The 18,622-nt window shown below is 59.9% G+C and carries 13 protein-coding genes and 2 pseudogenes; 10 read left to right on the top strand and 5 right to left on the bottom strand.

Features of this window, described 5'->3' with window-relative positions:
• The first annotated feature begins 17 nt into the window (after positions 1-17).
• A complete protein-coding gene (locus tag QT386_RS18520) occupies positions 18-725 on the top strand; it encodes a c-type cytochrome (RefSeq protein ID WP_289275231.1) in 708 nt (235 codons plus the stop codon).
• Positions 722-2,008: a cytochrome c gene (locus QT386_RS18515; protein ID WP_289275230.1), complete on the top strand. Its 1,287-nt coding sequence runs from the start codon at positions 722-724 to the stop codon at positions 2,006-2,008. Before QT386_RS18520 ends, QT386_RS18515 begins: the two co-directional genes overlap by 4 nt.
• Before the next feature lie 12 nt (positions 2,009-2,020).
• On the opposite strand, the gene QT386_RS18510 is transcribed toward QT386_RS18515, so the two are convergent.
• The 3 genes from QT386_RS18510 to QT386_RS18500 all read right to left on the bottom strand — a co-directional run bounded on the left by QT386_RS18510 (position 2,021) and on the right by QT386_RS18500 (position 3,192).
• Complete coding sequence (locus QT386_RS18510) at positions 2,021-2,266, bottom strand: hypothetical protein (protein ID WP_289275229.1); 246 nt, start codon at positions 2,264-2,266, stop codon at positions 2,021-2,023.
• Between the two features lie 153 nt (positions 2,267-2,419).
• On the bottom strand, positions 2,420-2,968 hold the full coding sequence (locus tag QT386_RS18505) for a hypothetical protein (protein WP_289275228.1): 549 nt from the start codon (positions 2,966-2,968) through the stop codon (positions 2,420-2,422).
• Positions 2,969-3,000: 32 nt separating this feature from the next.
• Positions 3,001-3,192, bottom strand: a complete 192-nt coding sequence (locus QT386_RS18500; RefSeq protein ID WP_289275227.1) for a hypothetical protein — start codon at positions 3,190-3,192, stop codon at positions 3,001-3,003.
• A 1,326-nt stretch (positions 3,193-4,518) separates the two neighbouring features.
• Here QT386_RS18500 and QT386_RS18495 point away from each other — a divergent pair.
• From QT386_RS18495 to QT386_RS18455, 8 genes and pseudogenes are all read left to right on the top strand, one after another.
• On the top strand, positions 4,519-5,424 hold the full coding sequence (locus tag QT386_RS18495; RefSeq protein ID WP_289275226.1) for a YafY family protein: 906 nt from the start codon (positions 4,519-4,521) through the stop codon (positions 5,422-5,424).
• Between the two features lies 1 nt (position 5,425).
• Entirely contained in the window at positions 5,426-7,504 is a 2,079-nt protein-coding gene (locus tag QT386_RS18490) for a RecQ family ATP-dependent DNA helicase (RefSeq protein ID WP_289275225.1), read from the top strand.
• Positions 7,501-8,910: a DNA-processing protein DprA gene (locus QT386_RS18485; protein WP_289275224.1), complete on the top strand. Its 1,410-nt coding sequence runs from the start codon at positions 7,501-7,503 to the stop codon at positions 8,908-8,910. Before QT386_RS18490 ends, QT386_RS18485 begins: the two co-directional genes overlap by 4 nt.
• 71 nt (positions 8,911-8,981) lie before the next feature.
• A pseudogene (locus tag QT386_RS18480) lies at positions 8,982-9,161 on the top strand (DUF262 domain-containing protein); the annotation flags it as partial.
• A gap of 51 nt (positions 9,162-9,212) precedes the next feature.
• Positions 9,213-11,607 (top strand): annotated as a pseudogene (locus tag QT386_RS18475) (N-6 DNA methylase).
• Entirely contained in the window at positions 11,607-12,926 is a 1,320-nt protein-coding gene (locus QT386_RS18465) for a restriction endonuclease subunit S (RefSeq protein ID WP_289275220.1), read from the top strand. Before QT386_RS18475 ends, QT386_RS18465 begins: the two are co-directional and overlap by 1 nt.
• Positions 12,913-15,909, top strand: a complete 2,997-nt coding sequence (locus QT386_RS18460; protein WP_289275219.1) for a type I restriction endonuclease subunit R — start codon at positions 12,913-12,915, stop codon at positions 15,907-15,909. Before QT386_RS18465 ends, QT386_RS18460 begins: the two co-directional genes overlap by 14 nt.
• A 28-nt stretch (positions 15,910-15,937) precedes the next feature.
• The gene (locus QT386_RS18455) at positions 15,938-16,879 is read left to right on the top strand and encodes a COG2958 family protein (protein ID WP_289275218.1); all 942 of its coding nucleotides are present in this window, start codon (positions 15,938-15,940) and stop codon (positions 16,877-16,879) included.
• Positions 16,880-17,130: 251 nt separating this feature from the next.
• Here the strand turns inward: QT386_RS18455 and QT386_RS23515 are convergent, their stop codons facing one another.
• Together QT386_RS23515 and QT386_RS23510 are read right to left on the bottom strand one after the other, a co-directional pair.
• Positions 17,131-18,039 (bottom strand): TniQ family protein, encoded by a 909-nt coding sequence (locus QT386_RS23515; RefSeq protein WP_367401462.1) that lies wholly within the window; start codon positions 18,037-18,039, stop codon positions 17,131-17,133.
• 136 nt (positions 18,040-18,175) lie between these two features.
• On the bottom strand, positions 18,176-18,376 hold the full coding sequence (locus QT386_RS23510; protein WP_367401461.1) for an antitoxin Xre/MbcA/ParS toxin-binding domain-containing protein: 201 nt from the start codon (positions 18,374-18,376) through the stop codon (positions 18,176-18,178).
• Positions 18,377-18,622 lie beyond the last annotated feature (246 nt).

The raw sequence follows: 18,622 nt of genomic DNA, 5'->3' as shown, positions 1-18,622 counted from the left end.
TGAGCGGAGCCATTCCGATGTTGCGGAAATGCCGGTTCGCAGCCCTGTTGGGCCTGCTGATGCTGGGATCGGCGGCGACTGCCGCCGCACCCGACACCATGGCGCAGCGCATGCTGGCCTGTGCGGCCTGCCACGGCGCCGAAGGCCGTGCCACCGGCGACGGCTTCTATCCGCGCATCGCCGGCAAGCCCGCAGGCTATCTCTATCACCAGCTCATCAACTTCCGGGAAGGTCGCCGCCTCAACGCGCAGATGACCTATCTGCTCGAGCGCCAGAGCAACGACTACCTGCGCGAGATGGCCGAATACTTCGCCGGGCTGTCGCTGCCGCATCCACCCACTCAGCCGACCCAGGCGGATCCCGCACGACTGCAGCATGGCCTGCAACTGGTGAGGCAGGGCGACGCCACGCGAGGCATTCCGGCCTGCAATGACTGCCACGGCGAAAAGATGACCGGTGTGATGCCGGACATTCCCGGCCTGCTGGGCCTGCCTTACGACTACCTCGTGGCGCAGTTCGGAGCCTGGCGCCAGGGAACGCGCCACGGCACGGCTCCGGATTGCATGGCGGCCATCGTGGCCAAGCTCACGCCTGAGGACATCGACGCGGCGGCGAGTTGGCTGGCGGCCCAGCCGATGCCGGCGGATCCGCACCCGGCGCCGAGCCTGCCGAAGCCCTTGCCGACCTCCTGCGGCAGCGTCACCGGCGCGGGAGCGGCCCAATGAAGCGCGCACTGATCATCCTGGCGCTGGTCGGCGCCTGCGCCGCCACCGCGATCTTCTGGCTGGGCCTGCGCAGCGATCCCGGCGACGTCTCCATGACCAGCCCCTTGCAGGCGCCGGTGGGGATTTCCACCGAGGAGCGCGGGCATTACCTGGTGCGGGTCGGAGACTGCATGGCCTGTCACACGCGGCAAGGCGGAGCCGACTACGCCGGCGGCCGCGTCATCCCGACACCGTTCGGAGACTTCTATTCGCCCAACCTGACACCGGATCCCGAAACCGGCCTGGGCCTGTGGTCCGCGGACGACTTCTGGAAGGCGATGCACGAGGGCCGCTCGCGGGATGGCTCGCTGCTGTATCCGGCGTTTCCCTACACCAATTACACCAAGCTGAGCCGCGACGACAGCGACGCGATGTTTGCTTACCTGAAGACCCTGCCGGCTGTGAAGCAACCGCGGCGGGAGCATCAGCTGCAGTTTCCGTACAACTACCGCTTCCTGTTGGTCGGCTGGCGCGCCTTGTTCTTCAGGCCCGGCGTCTACCAGCCGGTCGGCGCGCAGGATGCGCAATGGAACCGCGGCGCCTACCTGGTGCAGGGGCTGGGGCACTGCAGCGCCTGCCACGAGGCCCGCAACGCCCTGGGTGCCGTGCAGTCGCGCGACAACCCAGCCGGCGGCCTGGTACTGAACTGGTATGCACCGGCACTATCGGCACCCGCTGAAGCCGGCGTGCAGCACTGGCCCAAGGAAGACATCGTGCGCCTGCTGCGCGATGGCATCGCCCCGGGAGCCTCCACGCTGGGCCCCATGGCGGAGGTCGTCTACGAGAGCCTGCAACACGCGTCGGCCGAGGACCTGGATGCCATGGCGACCTACCTGAAATCGCTGGAGCCGAGCCAGCCGCCGCCCGCCAGCGGCGCCGTGCGGGTACCGGCGCATGCCGTGGACGACATGTCCAAACGCGGAGCGACGATCTATGCCGATCACTGCGCAAGCTGCCATGGCGAAGCCGGCGAGGGCGCTCCGCCCGCAGCCCCCGCACTGCGCGGGAACCGTGCGGTAACGATGGACTCTGCAGTCAATCCCATACGTATCGTACTGTTCGGCGGCTACGCACCGGGCACTGCCGGCAATCCCAGGCCATTCGGCATGCCGCCGTTTGGCAACACGCTCAGCAACCAGGATGTTGCCGATGTGATGACCTATACCCGTAGCGCCTGGGGCAACCAGGGGCGTCCCGTATCGAGCGCGGAGGTTGCCCGAAACCGCCAGGGACCGCTTTGGTGAAGTGTCCGAAGCTCAGCGCGAGCCGGCGCTGCGCTTGTCGATGAAGAAGTCCTGCTGCCGTTCGTAGACGAAGCCCTCGGTGCAGCGCAGGTAGCCTTCGGTGCGGCGCTGCTCAGCCGGGTAACGGTCCAGGCATTCCTTCTGCTTTGTCGTGTCCACCGTGACGACACGCACGCGATCGTGCTTTGCCGGGTCGTAGCGCTCGACCTGGGTGGAGCGCTGCATCCACCAGACCAGTAGCAGCGCCACGCCGCCCACGGCCAGCGCTCCCAGAATAGGCAGAAATTGCGAGGCGAGGCGTGTGCGTAGGTTCTGAGGCACTGCAGAAGGCTTTGAAACAAGGAGACACAAGGTAAGCTGCGGGGCCTGTGCAAGCCAATCCGACACGCAGCGTCGGGGGTGGGCCAGGCCTTAATCAATATCGCCGCATATCGCAGCGTAGCGAGACCATTCGCTGCCAGTGCGCTCTGAGCGAAGTGAGCCACAGACTCCAGGCTCTCGGCCTCGTGAGTCGCCGACGACAATCGGGTCCGGGGCTGAATCGGAATACTGGCTCTGATCCCATTCCCGTTGTAGGCGCCTCGTACCATGCATGATTTCAATGGCCTCCAGGGCGTTCCGTTCCGCCACGGACTGGCCACTGCGAATTGACGGGCTTGGGTCAGGCGCGTAGCTCTTGGAGGACCTGGAGCGTTCTCGATCAATCCGTAGCTGTGTGTCAGCTAGTTGTTCTGCGCGTAGTCGTGCCTGTTCCTGCTGCAGGGCCAAGAATGCATTCTGCCTTTCCTGAAGCTCCCATGCTTCTTGGCGTACACGGGCTTCCTTGTCAGCCTGAATGGCTTGGTAGTGCTCAACCCCGAGCAACGCCATCAGCACCAAACCCACGCCGAAAATCCAGGCGAATGTCATGTCGGCATGCGCGGCTTTTCGATAGCGCAGCGGTGCGCGTAAATCCGTCATAACTGTGTTATTGGCCGTAGGGGGGCAGCCAGCTAACGCCAGCCGTGCAGGACGAATCGTGCGACAACGATTACCGCGAAGATCGCAAACAGAATTTTCTGCCATGGAACCCTCGCTGGATGGACTCCCCGAAAGCGCTTCAAGCGCAATTCCTGGCGCCGCAGTTCTTTGAGCCGCAGCTTCGGATCCTCGTCCGTGCCGCCGCCCCAGGGATCGATGCTCATTGATCAAACAGGAAGTGAGGTGTATCTCACGGTAAACGTGAGCTTCGACCTGACGCAACTGTCATTTCGCAGGAAATACGTCCTAATCCAAATCCAGAGCCAAGCCGCGGCTGGAAAAACACAGCCCCCTTGAACGCTGAGCCGCAATCATTTTGCGACGAAAATCCCGCAAATGACTGTGATTCCGGGGAAATATGCAAATGGATTATGGCCTTATTGCGAACCTATTGCGACAACACCGCAAACCTCGTGAGATTCGCGACACACCTCCAGATACAGCAGACATCGTGCGACTCGATCGTATACTTCATGCGATGGATTCTTTCGCGACCCAAGCAGTGACCCGTTAAGTTACGGTAAAAATAATTATAATTAACTGATGGTTACGCTAATGGCGCCACCCATCCATCATGCCCAGAGTGACACTGTGGAGTCCTTTGGCTCCTATTTGCACGCTTTCGCGTCTTGGAATTTATCTCCACCGGCTGCGGTTCTGGCCAGGTGTTTACCTCCAGAACAATTGGAGTTCGAGTGGAGCGACCCACTCGTCCGCTTACTTTTAGCAGAGCGCCTTGAAGCATTTGGGGCGTCGCAGGAGGTTTACCTGCTGGCGGCCACGGGCGCGAACGGCCACGTCGTACGTTGGTGCGATGCGTGCGTGCGGACGCATCGTGGTCGGCATCTGCTCAGGTGGGAAAGTGGACAAGCTCATTGCCGCGAGCACTGCCGCGAACTGAGATCCCGCTGCCGAGGGTGCGGATGGCAAACCACAGATGTGCTGGTCTGGCTAGAGGGACCCACTTGCCCCCGCTGTCATGAGCCCTTCGTCTGTAGGAAAACTAAACCTGGGGCACCTGCTTGCTCCGCTTAGAGCGAGTCGTCCACCTTCGCATTGAGGGCCTCGAAACCGCGCGCCGCCGTAAGTTGGTTGTGTGGACCCAGGGCGCCGCGCAGGATCAAATGCCGCGATAACGTCTGGCGACCACGATAGGGTTAGGGGCAGCCCGATCAATTTCTGCATGGTTCGCTCCCGGCAAGTGTCGCTTAACCAAGTTCGATTCATCCGATTTTGCTGCCGAGCACTGCCGACTCTAGATCAGCTGCCGAAACGTGATGCGGGATGTCCGGCAACTGTACCGAGCCAGCGTTAGCGCGCTGTGAAATTCTGCATGGCCCGTACCGATTCTTTATCGCTGCACCGCCTGTGGTTATCATTATGCGATGCAAGAGTAAATTAAAAGATATTAATATACATATTTCGTATAGACCATATACTTTCCGCAACAATTCGTACTAGCATTCGTTTACCCGAATGAGTCAGGCAGAATGTCGAACGAACAGCTAACAGATTTAACCCAGCCACAACGCGACCGGCTTGCGTTCGTGGAGTTGCGCGTGCGCTTCATCGGGGAGATACGCCGTCAGGACTTGGTCACGCGGTTTGGCATCCAGTCCGCCGCCGCATCCAGGGATCTGGCGCTGTACAAGGATTTGGCTCCGGGCAACATCGACTACGACCCCAAGGGCAAGTCCTACGTCCTTGGACCGGACTTCCGGCCTGTATTCGACTTCCCACCGGAGCGGGTGCTGTCGTGGCTGACCCAGGGGTTCGGCGATGGTCAGCCGATGCGGCTCAAGGCGTGGGTGGCCAGCGAGAGCCCGTCACGGCTCACGCATCCGGATTTGGACGTGCTGGCGAGCGTGACCCGTGCAATCCACCAGGAGTGTCCGGTCGGCATCGAGTACCACTCCATCTCCAGTGGCCGCACTGAGAGGGAGATCGTCCCGTTCGCGCTGATCGACAACGGCCTGCGCTGGCACGTCCGCGCCTTCGACCGGAAGTCCCAAGAGTTCCGGGATTTCGTAATCACCCGGATCAAGCGCCCGGTCCTTTTGAGGGATGCAGATGTGCAGCCCCTTGAGCGCAGTGATCAGGACATCCAATGGACCCGGATCGTGGAGCTGGAGATGGTGCCGCACCCGGACCACCCCCGCCCCGAAATCACCGAGATGGACTACGGCATGGTTCGCGGGTCACTGCGGATGAAGCTGCGTGCTGCCACCGCCGGATACATCTTGCGGCAGTGGAGTGTGGACTGCTCTCCGGACCACAGTCTGCGCGGTTACGAATTCAGGCTCTGGCTGAAAGATCACCTGGCGCTGTACGGCGTCAAGAACGCTGTGTTGGCGCCGGGGTACCGCTCGCCGGACCAGAACAAGGGAGAGCAATAACGTGGCCTACAACCCAAAACGCGCATTGGAGCTGCTCCGAATCGGCTCCGGCCGCGCTGATGCCACTTTTCGCGATGGCCAAGAAGATGCCATTCGTCACATCGTCGAGGGCAAAGGCCGCTTGCTGGTCGTGCAGAAGACCGGGTGGGGCAAGAGCTTTGTCTACTTCATCGCGACCAAGTTGCTGCGGGAAGTTGGAACTGGCCCTGCGTTATTGATCTCACCGCTTCTGGCGCTGATGCGAAACCAGATCGCAGCGGCAGAGCGGATGGGGGTTCGCGCCGCCACCATCAACTCCGACAACATGGACGACTGGACGGCAGTCGAGGGCAAGCTGGCCAAGGGGGAGATCGACATTCTGTTGATCTCGCCGGAGCGCCTGGCGAACGAGCGGTTCCGGACGCAGGTTCTGGCCGGCATCGCTGCACAGATTTCGATGCTGGTCATCGACGAGGCACATTGCATTTCCGACTGGGGCCACGATTTCCGCCCTCACTATCGCCTGCTGGAGCGGATCGTCAAAACGCTGCCGCCAAACCTGCGATTGCTCGCCACCACGGCAACAGCGAATAACCGCGTGATGGAGGACCTTGCTGCCGTGCTCGGTCCGAAGCTGGACGTCTCTCGTGGCGACTTGAATCGGACCTCGCTTTCCCTGCAAACGATCCGCTTGCCCAGCCAAGCCGAGCGCCTTGCTTGGCTGGCAGAGCAACTGGCCACGCTGCAGGGCCACGGCATCATCTACACGCTGACGGTTCGTGATGCCAATCAAGTGGCACAATGGCTGAAGACCCAAGGTTTCAACGTGGAAGCCTACACCGGTGAAACCGGCGATCGCCGAGAACAGCTTGAACAGGCGCTGCTCAGCAACCAAGTCAAAGCGCTGGTTGCCACAACAGCTCTAGGTATGGGCTACGACAAGCCGGACCTGGCCTTTGTCATCCACTACCAAATGCCGGGATCGGTCGTCGCCTACTACCAGCAGGTTGGGCGCGCGGGACGCGCACTGGACTCCGCCTATGGAGTACTCCTCAGCGGTCAGGAAGAGTCTGACATCACTGACTGGTTTATCCGGAGCGCCTTCCCGACCCGACAGGAAGTTGCCGACGTCCTGGGAGCGCTTGAAGACGAACCCAATGGCTTGTCCGTTCCCGAGCTGCTGAGCCGAGTCAATCTGAGCAAAGGACGTGTCGACAAGACGATTGCACTGCTTTCCCTCGAGGCGCCGGCTCCCATCGCCAAGCAAGGCAGCAAGTGGCAGCTCACGGCGGCAACGCTGAGTGAAGCGTTCTGGGATCGAGCGGAACGTCTTACCGCGCTACGGCGAGACGAGCACCAGCAGATGCAGGACTACGTCAGCCTCCCGTTTGGTGAGCACATGGGCTTTTTGATTGGCGCGCTCGACGGCGATCCAAGTGTTGTCACAGGACCTGCCTTACCACCATTGCCCGCAACCGTGGATACCGAGCTGGTCAAAGCCGCCGTCGAATTTCTTCGTCGAACCAGCTTGTCCATCGAGCCGCGCAAAAAATGGCCCGATGGTGGAATGCCCCAGTACGGTGTCAAGGGATTCATCGCTCCTGCCCATCAAGCCGAGTCCGGCAAGGCGCTATGCGTCTGGGGCGATGCCGGTTGGGGTGGCTTAGTTCGACAGGGCAAATACCACGACGGTCACTTTTCCGATGACCTCGTTGCTGCGTGCGTGAAGATGATTCATGAGTGGAATCCGCAGCCGAGCCTGACCTGGGTGACCTGCGTTCCTTCGCTTCGGCATCCCGAATTGGTACCGAATTTCGCGCAACGCTTGGCTGCTGCGCTGGGTCTGCCGTTTCATATGGTCATCGCAAAAACAGACGCAAGGCCTGAACAGAAAACGATGGCAAACAGTACACAACAGGCGCGCAACATTGATGGTTCGCTCGAACTCAACGGCCAGCCCATTCCTCCCGGCCCAGTCCTCCTGGTGGACGACATGGTCGACTCGCGCTGGACGCTGACGGTGTCTGCATGGCTACTACGCAAAAGCGGTAGTGGCGCGGTTTGGCCTATGGCTCTTTCACAGACGGGGCATGACGAATGACGCCCGTCCTATCACCCAACACCCAGGCGATCCTGCTGCTGACTGCGCCGCTCATTGCCGGACGAGGCACTGCATCATCGGATCTGCTCTCGCCTGGTGAATACAAACGTCTCGCGCGTCATTTGCGCGAGATCCAGCGTCAGCCTGCGGATCTCCTCTCGCCGGACGCGGCTGAGATCCTGCGTGCTTGCCAACCGGTGATTGACGAGAGCCGCCTGCAGAAATTGCTAGGGCGCGGATTCCTGTTGAGTCAAGTGATCGAGCGCTGGCAGGCACGCGCCATTTGGGTGGTCAGTCGGGCCGATGCCGAGTATCCGCGTCGTCTGAAGACGCGCCTTCGTGAAGACGCGCCGGCAGTACTCTATGGCTGTGGCAACATGATTTTGCTCGAAACCGGTGGGCTTGCCGTCGTCGGATCGCGCCATGTGGACGACGCCCTCATCGACTACACCATGGCCGTTGGCCGGCTCGCTGCTCGGGCAGGCAGAACGCTTGTCTCAGGTGGCGCCAAGGGCATCGATCAGGCCGCCATGCGTGGCGCGCTAGAGGGGGGTGGAAAAGTTTGTGGCGTGCTGGCGGACAGTCTGGAAAAGACCACCATGAACCGCGAGCACCGCAACCTGCTGCTCGATGGGCAACTGGTCCTGATTTCGCCCTACGACCCGAGTGTCGGGTTCAATGTGGGCAACGCCATGCAGCGGAACAAGCTGATTTACGCATTGGCAGACACCTCACTGGTGGTCAGCTCCGATCTCGACAAGGGCGGCACCTGGGCGGGTGCTGTCGAGCAGCTCGACAAACTCAAATTCGTCCCGGTCTTTATTCGCTCGAGGGGCGAGTCTTCAGCCGGATTGGATGGTTTGCGAAAGAAGGGCGCACTTCCCTGGCCAAACCCACAAGACGTGGACTCCTTCGAGGACGTGTTCAACGTGGCGATGCCAACGCCAACGGCATCCCCACAGGTTGGTTTTGCGCTGTTCTCGAACGGAGCCCCATCGTCGGCTGATACCAAGCCGACGGAGCCCGTGCCACGCGACGACGCGCCAGCGCTCCAGGCCGAGCGTGAGCCGTCTGTACCTGTCGACGTTGTTTCCGATGCGCAGCCACCCGCTGAGGCAGCGGAAGAGTTGCCGCCACTCACACCAGAGGCCGTAGCGCCGATAGACGAGGCCAAGAAATCTACGCAGCCGGAATCGCCCCCTGCAAAAGTGCTCTTTTCTGCTGTGTGCGCTGTGATTCAGCAACTCTTGAGTACGCCGATGAAGGATGCCGAAGTGGCGGCCGCGCTAAACGTTTCCAACGCGCAGGCCAAGTTATGGCTGCAGCGTCTGGTTGACGAAGGTCTATTGGAAAAGCAGAAGAAGCCAGCTGGCTACGTCGTCAAAAAAAAGCGGCTGTTCGAGTGACCGATGAAGATCAACCAAGAAATCAAGACGCAGTGCGACGGCATCGATGAAGAAGGAGCGGAAGCGTAACAATGGCCAAGACACTTGAAGCCTACGACAAGCTGACCCGGGAGATATTCGAAGGCAGCTACCAGTTAGAGATTCCGGACTACCAGCGCTCCTGCGCTTGGACGACGGAACAGGCGGGCGAGTTGTTCGAGGATCTGATCTCGGCGATGCAGGACGCCCGTGTCTCCGGCGCGGCCAACCGAATCTGTCAGCAAAGCGCCTGACACCACAATAGCTATGCAAGGGCAGGCTTGATGAAACCCGTAAAACAACAAGACCAAAGCAACCTGAAATGGGTTGCCGACTTCATCTGGAACATTGCCGACGACCGCCTGCGCGACGTCTACGTGCGCGGCAAGTATCGTGACGTCATCCTGCCGTTCCCCGTGCTGCGTCGGCTCGACGCCGTGCTGGAGCCGACCAAGCAGGCGGTGCTGGAGCGGAAGAAGTTCCTCGACACGCATAAGGTGGCCGAGCAGGACGGCGCACTGCGGATGGCATCCGGGCAGGCGTTCTACAACACATCAGAGTTCACCCTCGCCACGCTTTCCTCCAGCGGACAAGGGCAGCGCCTACGCGACAATTTCGTTGATTACCTGGACGGCTTCTCGCCGAATGTTCAGGACATACTGGCGAAATTCAAGTTTCGCGACCAGATTCAGACGATGGTCGAGGCTGACATCCTCGGTCACCTGATCAATGACTTCCTCGACCCCGAGGTCAATCTTTCCCCGCTGCCGGTTAAGGATGCGGATGGCCGGATCAAGCTGCCCGCGCTCGACAACCACGGCATGGGCACGGTGTTCGAGGAACTGATCCGCCGCTTCAACGAAGAGAACAACGAAGAGGCTGGCGAACACTTCACGCCGCGCGATGTGGTCAAGCTGATGGCCAAGTTGCTGTTCCTGCCGGTGGCCGACAAAATTCAGTCGGGCACCTACTTGCTGTACGACGGTAGTTGCGGCACGGGTGGCATGCTGACAGTGGCCGAAGATGCGCTGCACGAGCTGGCCGCGAGCCACGACAAGGAAGTGTCGCTCCACCTGTTCGGCCAGGAGATCAACCCTGAAACCTACGCCATCTGCAAGGCCGATCTATTGCTCAAAGGTGAAGGCGACGAGGCAGAGAACATCATAGGTGGAGCGGACAAATCCACGCTGTCGGCAGATCAGTTCCGGTCGCGCGAGTTCGACTTCATGATCTCCAACCCGCCTTACGGCAAGAGTTGGAAGACCGACCTCGACCGGATGGGCGGAAAAAAGGAATTCAGCGATCCGCGCTTCATCGTCAATCACGGCGGCGATGTCGAGTTCAAGCTCATCACTCGTTCCAGCGACGGGCAGCTGATGTTTTTGGTGAACAAGCTGCAGAAGATGAAGCACAACACGCCGCTGGGCAGTCGCATCGCGCTGGTTCATAACGGCTCGGCGCTATTCACTGGCGATGCGGGCCAGGGTGAGAGCAACATTCGCCGCTGGGTGCTAGAAAACGACTGGCTCGAAGCCATCATCGCCCTGCCGCTCAATATCTTCTATAACACCGGTATCGCCACGTACATCTGGGTGCTGGCCAATAAAAAGCCCGCGCACCGGCGCGGCAAGGTACAGCTGATCGACGCCTCGCAGTGGTTCCTGCCAATGCGGCGCAACCTCGGCAAGAAGAACTGCGAACTGGCCGACGCGGACATTGAACGCATCTTGAAGCATTACCTGGACCAGCCGCCCGCCGATGCGGAAGCCGCCAAGGCCGTGCCCGAATGCAAATGGTTCGATAACGCCGACTTCGGCTACTGGAAGATCACGGTCGAGCGTCCGCTGCGCCTCAAGAGCCAGCTCAAACGCAGCGCCATCGAAAGCCTGCGCTTTGCCACCGGTGACGAGACGCTGCGCAGCGAGGTCTACACCAAGCACGGCGACAAGCTGTACACGGAATTCGCCAAGCTCAAACCCGAGATCGAAGCGTGGTTGACGGGTGACGATGGCGACGAGGATGCCGACGACGAGTCCGACGACGAAGACGCCAAGACCGCCAAGAAGGCCGTCCCGGAAAAGCGGCGCAAGAAGCTGCTTGACCCCGCGACGTGGCTGCGCGACAAGACCCTGATGGATCTGGCCAAGCTGGCGCAGCAGGAACTTGGCGAAGGGGTTTTCGACGACCACAACGAGTTCCGTGCGCGCTTCGAAGCCGTGATGAAGGCGCACAACAAAAAGCTGGGTGCGCCGGAGAAAAAAAACCATCTACAAGGCAGTCAGCCGGCGAGACGAAACGGCACCGCCTGTTATCGCCAGGCGCAGCAAGCTCAAGGCGGCAGACCATTTCGAGCCCGGCTACGATGGCGCGTACTTGGAAACCGTCGGCAAGGATCGCTTCACGGTCGAGTACGAGGCGGATACGGACCTGCGCGACACCGAGCAGGTTCCGCTCAAGGAGCCCGGCGGCATCGAAGCCTTCTTCGTCCGCGAGGTGCTGCCCCAGGCGCCAGATGCCTGGATCGCGATGGACGCCACCAAGATCGGCTACGAGATCTCGTTCGCACGCTACTTCTATAAGCCGACCCCGCTGCGCACGCTGGAAGAGATTCGTGCTGACATCCTCAAGCTTGAGAAGCAGACAGATGGTCTGCTGCACAAGATCGTGGGGGCTGCGTGATGGCTTTGCTGGCGACGTATTCTGCCTATCAGGAGTCTGGTCTCCCTTGGGCTCCAAAAGTGCCGCAGGGCTGGAATGTGCTGCGCAACGGTCGCTTATTCGCTCATCGGGTTCAGACTGGCTTCCCAGATCTGCCTATTCTGGAGGTGTCCCTGCGCACTGGTGTGCGTGTGCGTGACATGGAAAACCTCAAGCGCAAACAGGTGATGAGCCAGAAGGAAAAATACAAGCGCGCAGCCAAGGGCGACATCGCCTACAACATGATGCGGATGTGGCAAGGCGCACTCGGCCCCGCACCGGTCGACGGATTGGTCAGTCCCGCCTATGTGGTCGTCAAACCGTTTGAGGAGGCCAACAGCGCCTACTGCAGCTATTTGTTTCGCACCGACGCCTACATGCGAGAAGTGAACAAGTTTTCACGCGGCATAGTGGCCGACCGCAACCGGCTCTATTGGGACGGGTTTAAGCAGATGCCGTCTTTGGTGCCGCCGCGCCCCGAGCAAGACCAGATCGTCGCCTACCTGCGGGCGCAGGACTCCCACATCGCCCGCTTCATCAAGGCCAAGCGCGATCTTATTGCGCTGATGGCAGAGCAGCGGGGGGTTCTCGCAGAACACGCGATTGCATCGGCAGAAACTCAATACCTTCGATTCGACCGAGTTGTCACGCTTCAGGCGAAGCCAATCACCAGAGAACCGGAGAAGGCATACACCCCGATTGGCATGTTTAACCGTGGTCGCGGCATCTTCCACAAGCCGCGGACTGAAGGAAAGCACCTTGGGGATTCGACATTCTTCCGGATCGAAAAAGGCGACCTAGTTTTTAGTGGACAGTTCGCTTGGGAGGGTGCAGTCGCCGTTGCCAATGCCGAGGATGATGGGTGTATCGCGTCCCATCGCTACCCAATTGCCAAGTGCATGCTTGATGCTGTCACGCCCGAGTATCTCTACACATTCTTCTCGAGCAAGGCAGGCGACCTTCTTTTGAATCACCACTCACGAGGCGCAGCGGGTCGCAATCGTCCGCTGAACCCGCGCTCGTTGTTGAAAGATAAGATTCCAGTTCCGCCGCTGCATCTGCAACGCGAAGTTACCGATTTCTTCAACGAAGAACAATCGGTGCGCCGTGAAATCGAGAAGGAGATCGCCCTCATCCTAGAATACCGCGACCGGCAAATTGCTGATGTCGTCACCGGCCAAGTGGACGTGCGCGGCTGGGTGCCCGGCCCAGATGACGTGTTGCCCGAGGAAGACCTGGCCGTCTTGGGTGCCGACGAAGAAATTGATACTGATGGGGAGGAAGACGATGGCGATGACTGACACCAGCGAGAAGGGGTTGGAAGCCCTTATCGTCCGCGACCTCTGCACCAGTGGCGGCTACGCTCAGAGCCTGCCCACCGATTACAACCGCGACGTGGCGGTGGACGTGATGCAATTGCTGGCGTTTCTGCAGGCCACGCAGCCCACGGTCGTCACCGCGCTGGAGCTGGCGAACGAAGGCATTAAGCGCACGCAGTTTCTGCACCGCATCCAGGGCGAGATCGCCAAGCGCGGCGTGGTGGACGTGCTTCGCAAGGGCGTCAGCCACGGCCCTGCGCACGTCGATCTGTACAAGTTGCTGCCGACGCCGGGCAATGTTAGCGCTGCTGAGAACTTCGGCAAGAACATCTTCAGCGTCACCCGGCAGCTGCGCTACAGCAATGACGAATCGCAGCGCTCGCTGGACATCGCCATCTTCATCAACGGTCTGCCGGTGCTGACTTTCGAGTTGAAGAACTCTTTGACCAAGCAGACCGTAGCCGATGCCATCACGCAGTACCAGACCGACCGCAACCCAAACGAATTGCTGTTCCAGATTGGGCGCTGTGTGGCGCACATGGCGGTCGACGATGCCGAGGTGCGGTTCTGTCCGCACCTCACCGGCAAGACTTCGTGGTTCCTGCCGTTCAACCAGGGGTGGAACAGCGGCGCGGGCAACCCACCCAATCCGAACGGCCTGAAAACCGACTACCTGTGGAAGCAGGTGCTGCAGAAGGATTCGCTGGCCAACATCATCGAAAACTTCACGCAAGTGGTGGAGGAAGAAGACGAAAAAGGCAAGAAGCGGCGCAAGCAGGTGTTCCCACGTTTTCACCAGCTGCGGACTGTCCGCGCCTTGCTCCGCCGCTCCCGCGAGGATGGGGTCGGCAAGCGTTACCTGATTCAGCACTCGGCGGGCAGCGGCAAGAGCAACACCATCGCGTGGCTGGCCCACCAGTTAGTCGAGCTCAAGACCGCAGCCGACGCGATGCTGGCCCAGTTCGATTCTGTCATCGTCATCACCGATCGGCGCGCGCTGGACACCCAGATCGCCCGCACGATCAAGAGCTACGACCACGTGGCGTCGATCTTCGGCCACTCGGAGGACGCCGCCGAGCTGCGCACCTTCCTACGCAAAGGCAAGAAGATCATCGTGACGACGGTGCAGAAGTTCCCGTTCATCCTAGATGAGTTGGGCGACCTCGGCGGCAAGAAGTTCGCGCTGCTGATCGACGAGGCGCATTCCAGCCAGGGCGGCAAAACAACGGCCAAGATGCACATGGCCCTATCGGCCGCGGCTGGCGACGACGAGGATGACGACGAATCCGTCGAGGACGCCGTCAACAAGTTGATCGCGTCGCGCAAGATGCTGCCGAACGCCAGCTACTTTGCGTTCACGGCCACGCCAAAAAACCGGACGCTAGAGTTGTTCGGCGAGAGCTACGTGGAAGGTGGCGAAGTGCGCTACCGCTCGCCGGAGGAGCTGACCTACACCACCAAGCAGGCGATCCAGGAGGGTTTCATCCTCGACGTCATCGCGAACTACACGTCGGTGGACAGCTTCTACCACGTCGCCAAAACGGTAGAAGACGACCCGGACTTCGACAAGGTCAAGGCGCTGAAGAAGATTCGCCACTACGTGGAATCCCATGACAAGGCCATCCGCAAGAAGGCCGAGATCATGGTCGATCACTTCGTGACGCAGGTGGCGGGTAAGCAGAAAATCGGCGGCAAGGCACGGGCTATGATCGTTTGCAACGGCATCGCACGGGCCATCGACTACCACCGCGAGGTATCGGATTACCTAACCACGATCAAGAGCCCGATCAAGGCCATCGTGGCGTACTCGGGCGATTTTGAGATTGGCGGCGTAAAGAAGACCGAGGCCGACCTTAACAACTTCCCGAGCAAGGACATCCCATCCAAGCTCAAGCAAGACCCGTATCGCTTCTTGATCGTCGCCAACAAGTTCGTCACCGGCTTTGACGAGCCGCTGCTGCACACGATGTATGTGGACAAACCGCTGGCGGGCGTGCTGGCGGTGCAAACGCTGTCTCGGCTGAACCGGGCCCACCCGCAAAAGCGCGATACCTTCGTGCTCGACTTTGCCGACAACGCCGAGGCGGTGAAGGAGGCCTTTCAGGACTACTACCGCGCCACGATCCAGACCGGCGAAACCGATCCCAATAAGCTGCACGACCTGAAGAACGATCTCGACGCCAAGCAGGTGTACAGCTGGCAGCAGGTTGACGACTTGGTGGCGCTCTATGTCACCGGTGCAGACCGGGACAAGCTTGACCCCATCCTGGATGCCTGTGTTGCCGAGTACATCGACAACCTTAACGAAGACGACCAGGTCGAGTTCAAGGGTAAGGCCAAGGCCTTCGTGCGCAGCTACGGCTTCCTGGCGGCGATCCTGACCTACGGCCACCCCGCCTGGGAAAAGCTCTCGATCTTTCTGAACTTCTTGATCCCCAAGCTCCCCGCTCCGAAGGAGGAAGACCTCTCCAAGGGCGTGCTGGAAGCCATCGACATGGACAGCTATCGGGTAGAGGCACAGGCGTCACTGAAGATGTCGATGGACGACGCGGATGCCCTTATCGAACCACCCCCTCCCGGTGGCGGCGGTGGTGGCGGGACGCCGGAAATCGACAAGCTGTCAAACATCATCAGAACCTTCAACGATATGTTCGGCAATATCGAGTGGAAGGACGGCGACAAGATTCGTAAGGTCATCACCGAGGAAATTCCGACTCGCGTGGCGCAGGACAAGGCCTACCAGAACGCGCAGGCCAACTCCGACAAGCAGAACGCCAAGCTGGAGCACGACAAGGCGCTGAATCGCGTGGTGCTGGAACTGATCTCCGATCACACCGAGCTTTTCAAGCAGTTCAGCGACAACCCCAGCTTCAAGCGCTGGCTAACCGACATGGTCTTCGATTCGACCTACCACCCGGGTGCTGTGCCGCCAAAGACCCCGCCACAGACGGGCGCATTGGCGTGACCAAGATGAATATTCTGAGGGGACTTGTATGGCATTGAATCTAGCGAAGCTCGTGCTGGGTTACTTAAAGGAGCGGCCAGATGAAAAGCTGACCGCCCGGCAGCTTGCCGAATGGATCTTCTCCACGTTCCCAGATGAATGTCAGGCGAAGAAACAGAGCAGCCAGTACGTCAGCACGGATGCTGAACTGTTGCAGCAGTTGGTCGCGGAAATTAGCTCTCAGCGCCCGCGTTTGCAAAAACGGCATCCGGAGCTGAAGACCACCGAGGGTCGGCCGCGTAAGTACTACTATTCAGAGAAATCTGACGTTGCCGAAGTTGCTGCCGCGGAGGGGGTGGTCGCCGCTCCTATTGCAGACAGTAGCGATGCCAAACTCGGAGAGCACGCGATGTACCCGCTGCTCTCACTGTATTTGTGGGAGGAGCTTGGCGTCTACTCGAAGAGGATCGACGAGAAGCGCTCATCGAACAAACGTGGGCCAAACGGTAACCGCTGGCTGTACCCGGACGTGGTCGGGATGGAGGACTTGGGCGCTGAGTGGCATCAGGAGGTTCGGGACTGCGTGAATCAGTATTCCGACAAGCGCACCAAGCTATGGTCGTTCGAAGCCAAGTTGCTGATCAACCGGTCAAACGTGCGTGAATGCTTCTTCCAGGCGGTTTCCAACTCGTCATGGGCCAATTTTTGCTATTTGGTCGCAGCGGAAATCGAGGGACAGGACACGCTGAAGGAATTGCGGATGCTGTTCGCGGCGCACGGCATCGGCGTGATCAAACTGGATGCCGACAATCCGGCAGAAAGTCAGGTCTTGATTCCTGCTCGTGAGCGTGACGAGATCGACTGGGATATGGCCAACCGACTGGCAACCGAGAACCGGGACTTTCTGGATTACGTGAAGCTGGTGAAGCAATTCTACCAGACTGGGGAAGCCAGGCTGGCCGATTGGGATGTGCCCGAGATGACAGACTGAATTGCGTTACTCGGGGTGGCCAATGACATCGAGGCGCTGCTCGCCGCGTTGAAACTCCCCGAACCACTGATTGCGAGAGTGGGTGCGAGCCCGGCTTATAAGTAACGTAAAGCCCTCGCAACCCCACTCCCTTGCGGTGTAGGGAAGCTTGTGAATCCCAGCGATCTCGCGGCGCGAATCTACTCGGGTAAGGGCCGGCTGCCCATTCCTAGCTTCACCTAGAAACAATTAATCAAAGGGGAGCGGTTCAACTATTCAAGGCCCAATCGCTTCCTCCGCCATTCTGCTTTGCGCGCGCGGAGCGCTGCCTCCTTTGAGTGATCATGATCTTGAAGGACTGCCTTGACCTCCGGTAAGAGGTTATCCAAATGCGGAGCCCCAGCGGCTATTAAGCTGGCGACTTGATCTATCGGAATCCCGGCCGGCAGGGTTCCCAGCCCTCGGTGCTTGCCCTCATCTCCGGTTATCGGATCCCTCCCAATCAGCCATGCCCATAGCAGGATTAGCCCCCAAGCTGAGTAGCTCTTAGAACGATGCTTAGCCGGCCATGGGGGAGGCAGTTGATCTTGCCTCTGATAAGCAAGCACCAGTGAAGCAGTCGACTGAGCGCAGAACTGCTCCCACTGCGAAATCTGGTGGGACTCCAATATTCGCCGCCCGAGGAACATGCCGCATTGATCGCAATGGCCCGGCTTGTGGACGTGACTGGACGGAAACCTCGCCTGCCAACCACACTCCGGACAGGCGACCTCCAATCGAACCTGATGGCGGGAGCAGACGGAGTACTCACGAAAGCTCCACGCCGTTCGCTCGAAGCGAGGCTCGTCGAGCAGGCATTCCGGGCACCAAGCCCGACCAGGGCGGAACGACCGAGCAGTAAGCCAGGTAGCCCGATGAAACCCCAGGTTCAAAACCTCAGCCGGGCATCCTTCACGATGCAGCCACTGAACCATAGCCCCGTCGTAGGTATTGATGTTCCCGAGCAGCCGGATATTCCGCGCACCTCGCGAGCGGGGGGACTCTGGTTGGCTCACTCGCGCCAGCCAGGCTCCCGTTGCTCCAAGGTTTTGTAATCGCACCCGATGGAAGTAGCTCGCAAGAGATTCGATAGCTTCCGTATTGCCGCCCGCGACCGCGCGCGGGAGTAGCCCGATTGACATGCCGATTGACCATTGTTGACCGAGGTCAGGTTAATCGGATGGGCGACCCTTTTGAAGGGCCGACGGGAGACACCCCTGGCACGAGCCTGCCAGGCCAACAATGCCACGCGGCCACCTCAGGCGCATTGCTCGCGAATCAGAGGGGTAAGCCGTGCTCAATCGAGGCCAGGACGCGAAGTACTTGAGTAAGTCCGGCGGCGGAATCCAGTAATGACCGCGGCGTTAGCTCTCCTAGCGCTGCATTCGGGGTTTCGAGCCAGCTTCGCGCGTACAACTCATCCTCAAAAACCCTTTCGGCTTCCGCAAGACCGATCTGCCAATGGGATGAGTTGTTCACGGGATACTAGCCTGGTGTCGATCCTCAATTATTAGACATCGACGTACCCCGCGCGACAGCGGCGAAGAAAATCCCGTCAATTGGCAAAAAGGTCAGCGCAAATTCGAGGGTTAGTTGGCAGAAATGTTGGCGCGCAGTAAGAATTGACCCACCCAAGAGGCAAGTGCGCACTGAAATTTGACCCACGTTAATCGGTACTCTGGCGATTTTCTCGCCAGGGATGACCAGGAGTGATTAGCGTGGAAT

This window comes from Solimonas sp. SE-A11 (genome assembly GCF_030345715.1).
Taxonomy (GTDB): Bacteria; Pseudomonadota; Gammaproteobacteria; order Nevskiales; family Nevskiaceae; genus Solimonas_A.
Note: the sequence above shows the minus strand (reverse complement) of the source record. Positions and strands in the feature narration are given on the sequence as shown.

What these genes read in the sequence shown, in the direction of transcription:
- QT386_RS18455 (WP_289275218.1), top strand. Translation starts at nt 15,938, where the DNA reads ATGGCATTGAATCTAGCGAAGCTCGTGCTGGGTTACTTAAAGGAGCGG.
- QT386_RS18515 (WP_289275230.1), top strand. Translation starts at nt 722, where the DNA reads ATGAAGCGCGCACTGATCATCCTGGCGCTGGTCGGCGCCTGCGCCGCC.
- QT386_RS18460 (WP_289275219.1), top strand. Translation starts at nt 12,913, where the DNA reads ATGGCGATGACTGACACCAGCGAGAAGGGGTTGGAAGCCCTTATCGTC.
- QT386_RS18495 (WP_289275226.1), top strand. Translation starts at nt 4,519, where the DNA reads ATGTCGAACGAACAGCTAACAGATTTAACCCAGCCACAACGCGACCGG.
- QT386_RS18500 (WP_289275227.1), bottom strand. Translation starts at nt 3,192, where the DNA reads ATGAGCATCGATCCCTGGGGCGGCGGCACGGACGAGGATCCGAAGCTG.
- QT386_RS18485 (WP_289275224.1), top strand. Translation starts at nt 7,501, where the DNA reads ATGACGCCCGTCCTATCACCCAACACCCAGGCGATCCTGCTGCTGACT.
- QT386_RS18505 (WP_289275228.1), bottom strand. Translation starts at nt 2,968, where the DNA reads ATGACGGATTTACGCGCACCGCTGCGCTATCGAAAAGCCGCGCATGCC.
- QT386_RS18520 (WP_289275231.1), top strand. Translation starts at nt 18, where the DNA reads ATGTTGCGGAAATGCCGGTTCGCAGCCCTGTTGGGCCTGCTGATGCTG.
- QT386_RS18465 (WP_289275220.1), top strand. Translation starts at nt 11,607, where the DNA reads ATGGCTTTGCTGGCGACGTATTCTGCCTATCAGGAGTCTGGTCTCCCT.
- QT386_RS23515 (WP_367401462.1), bottom strand. Translation starts at nt 18,039, where the DNA reads ATGTCAATCGGGCTACTCCCGCGCGCGGTCGCGGGCGGCAATACGGAA.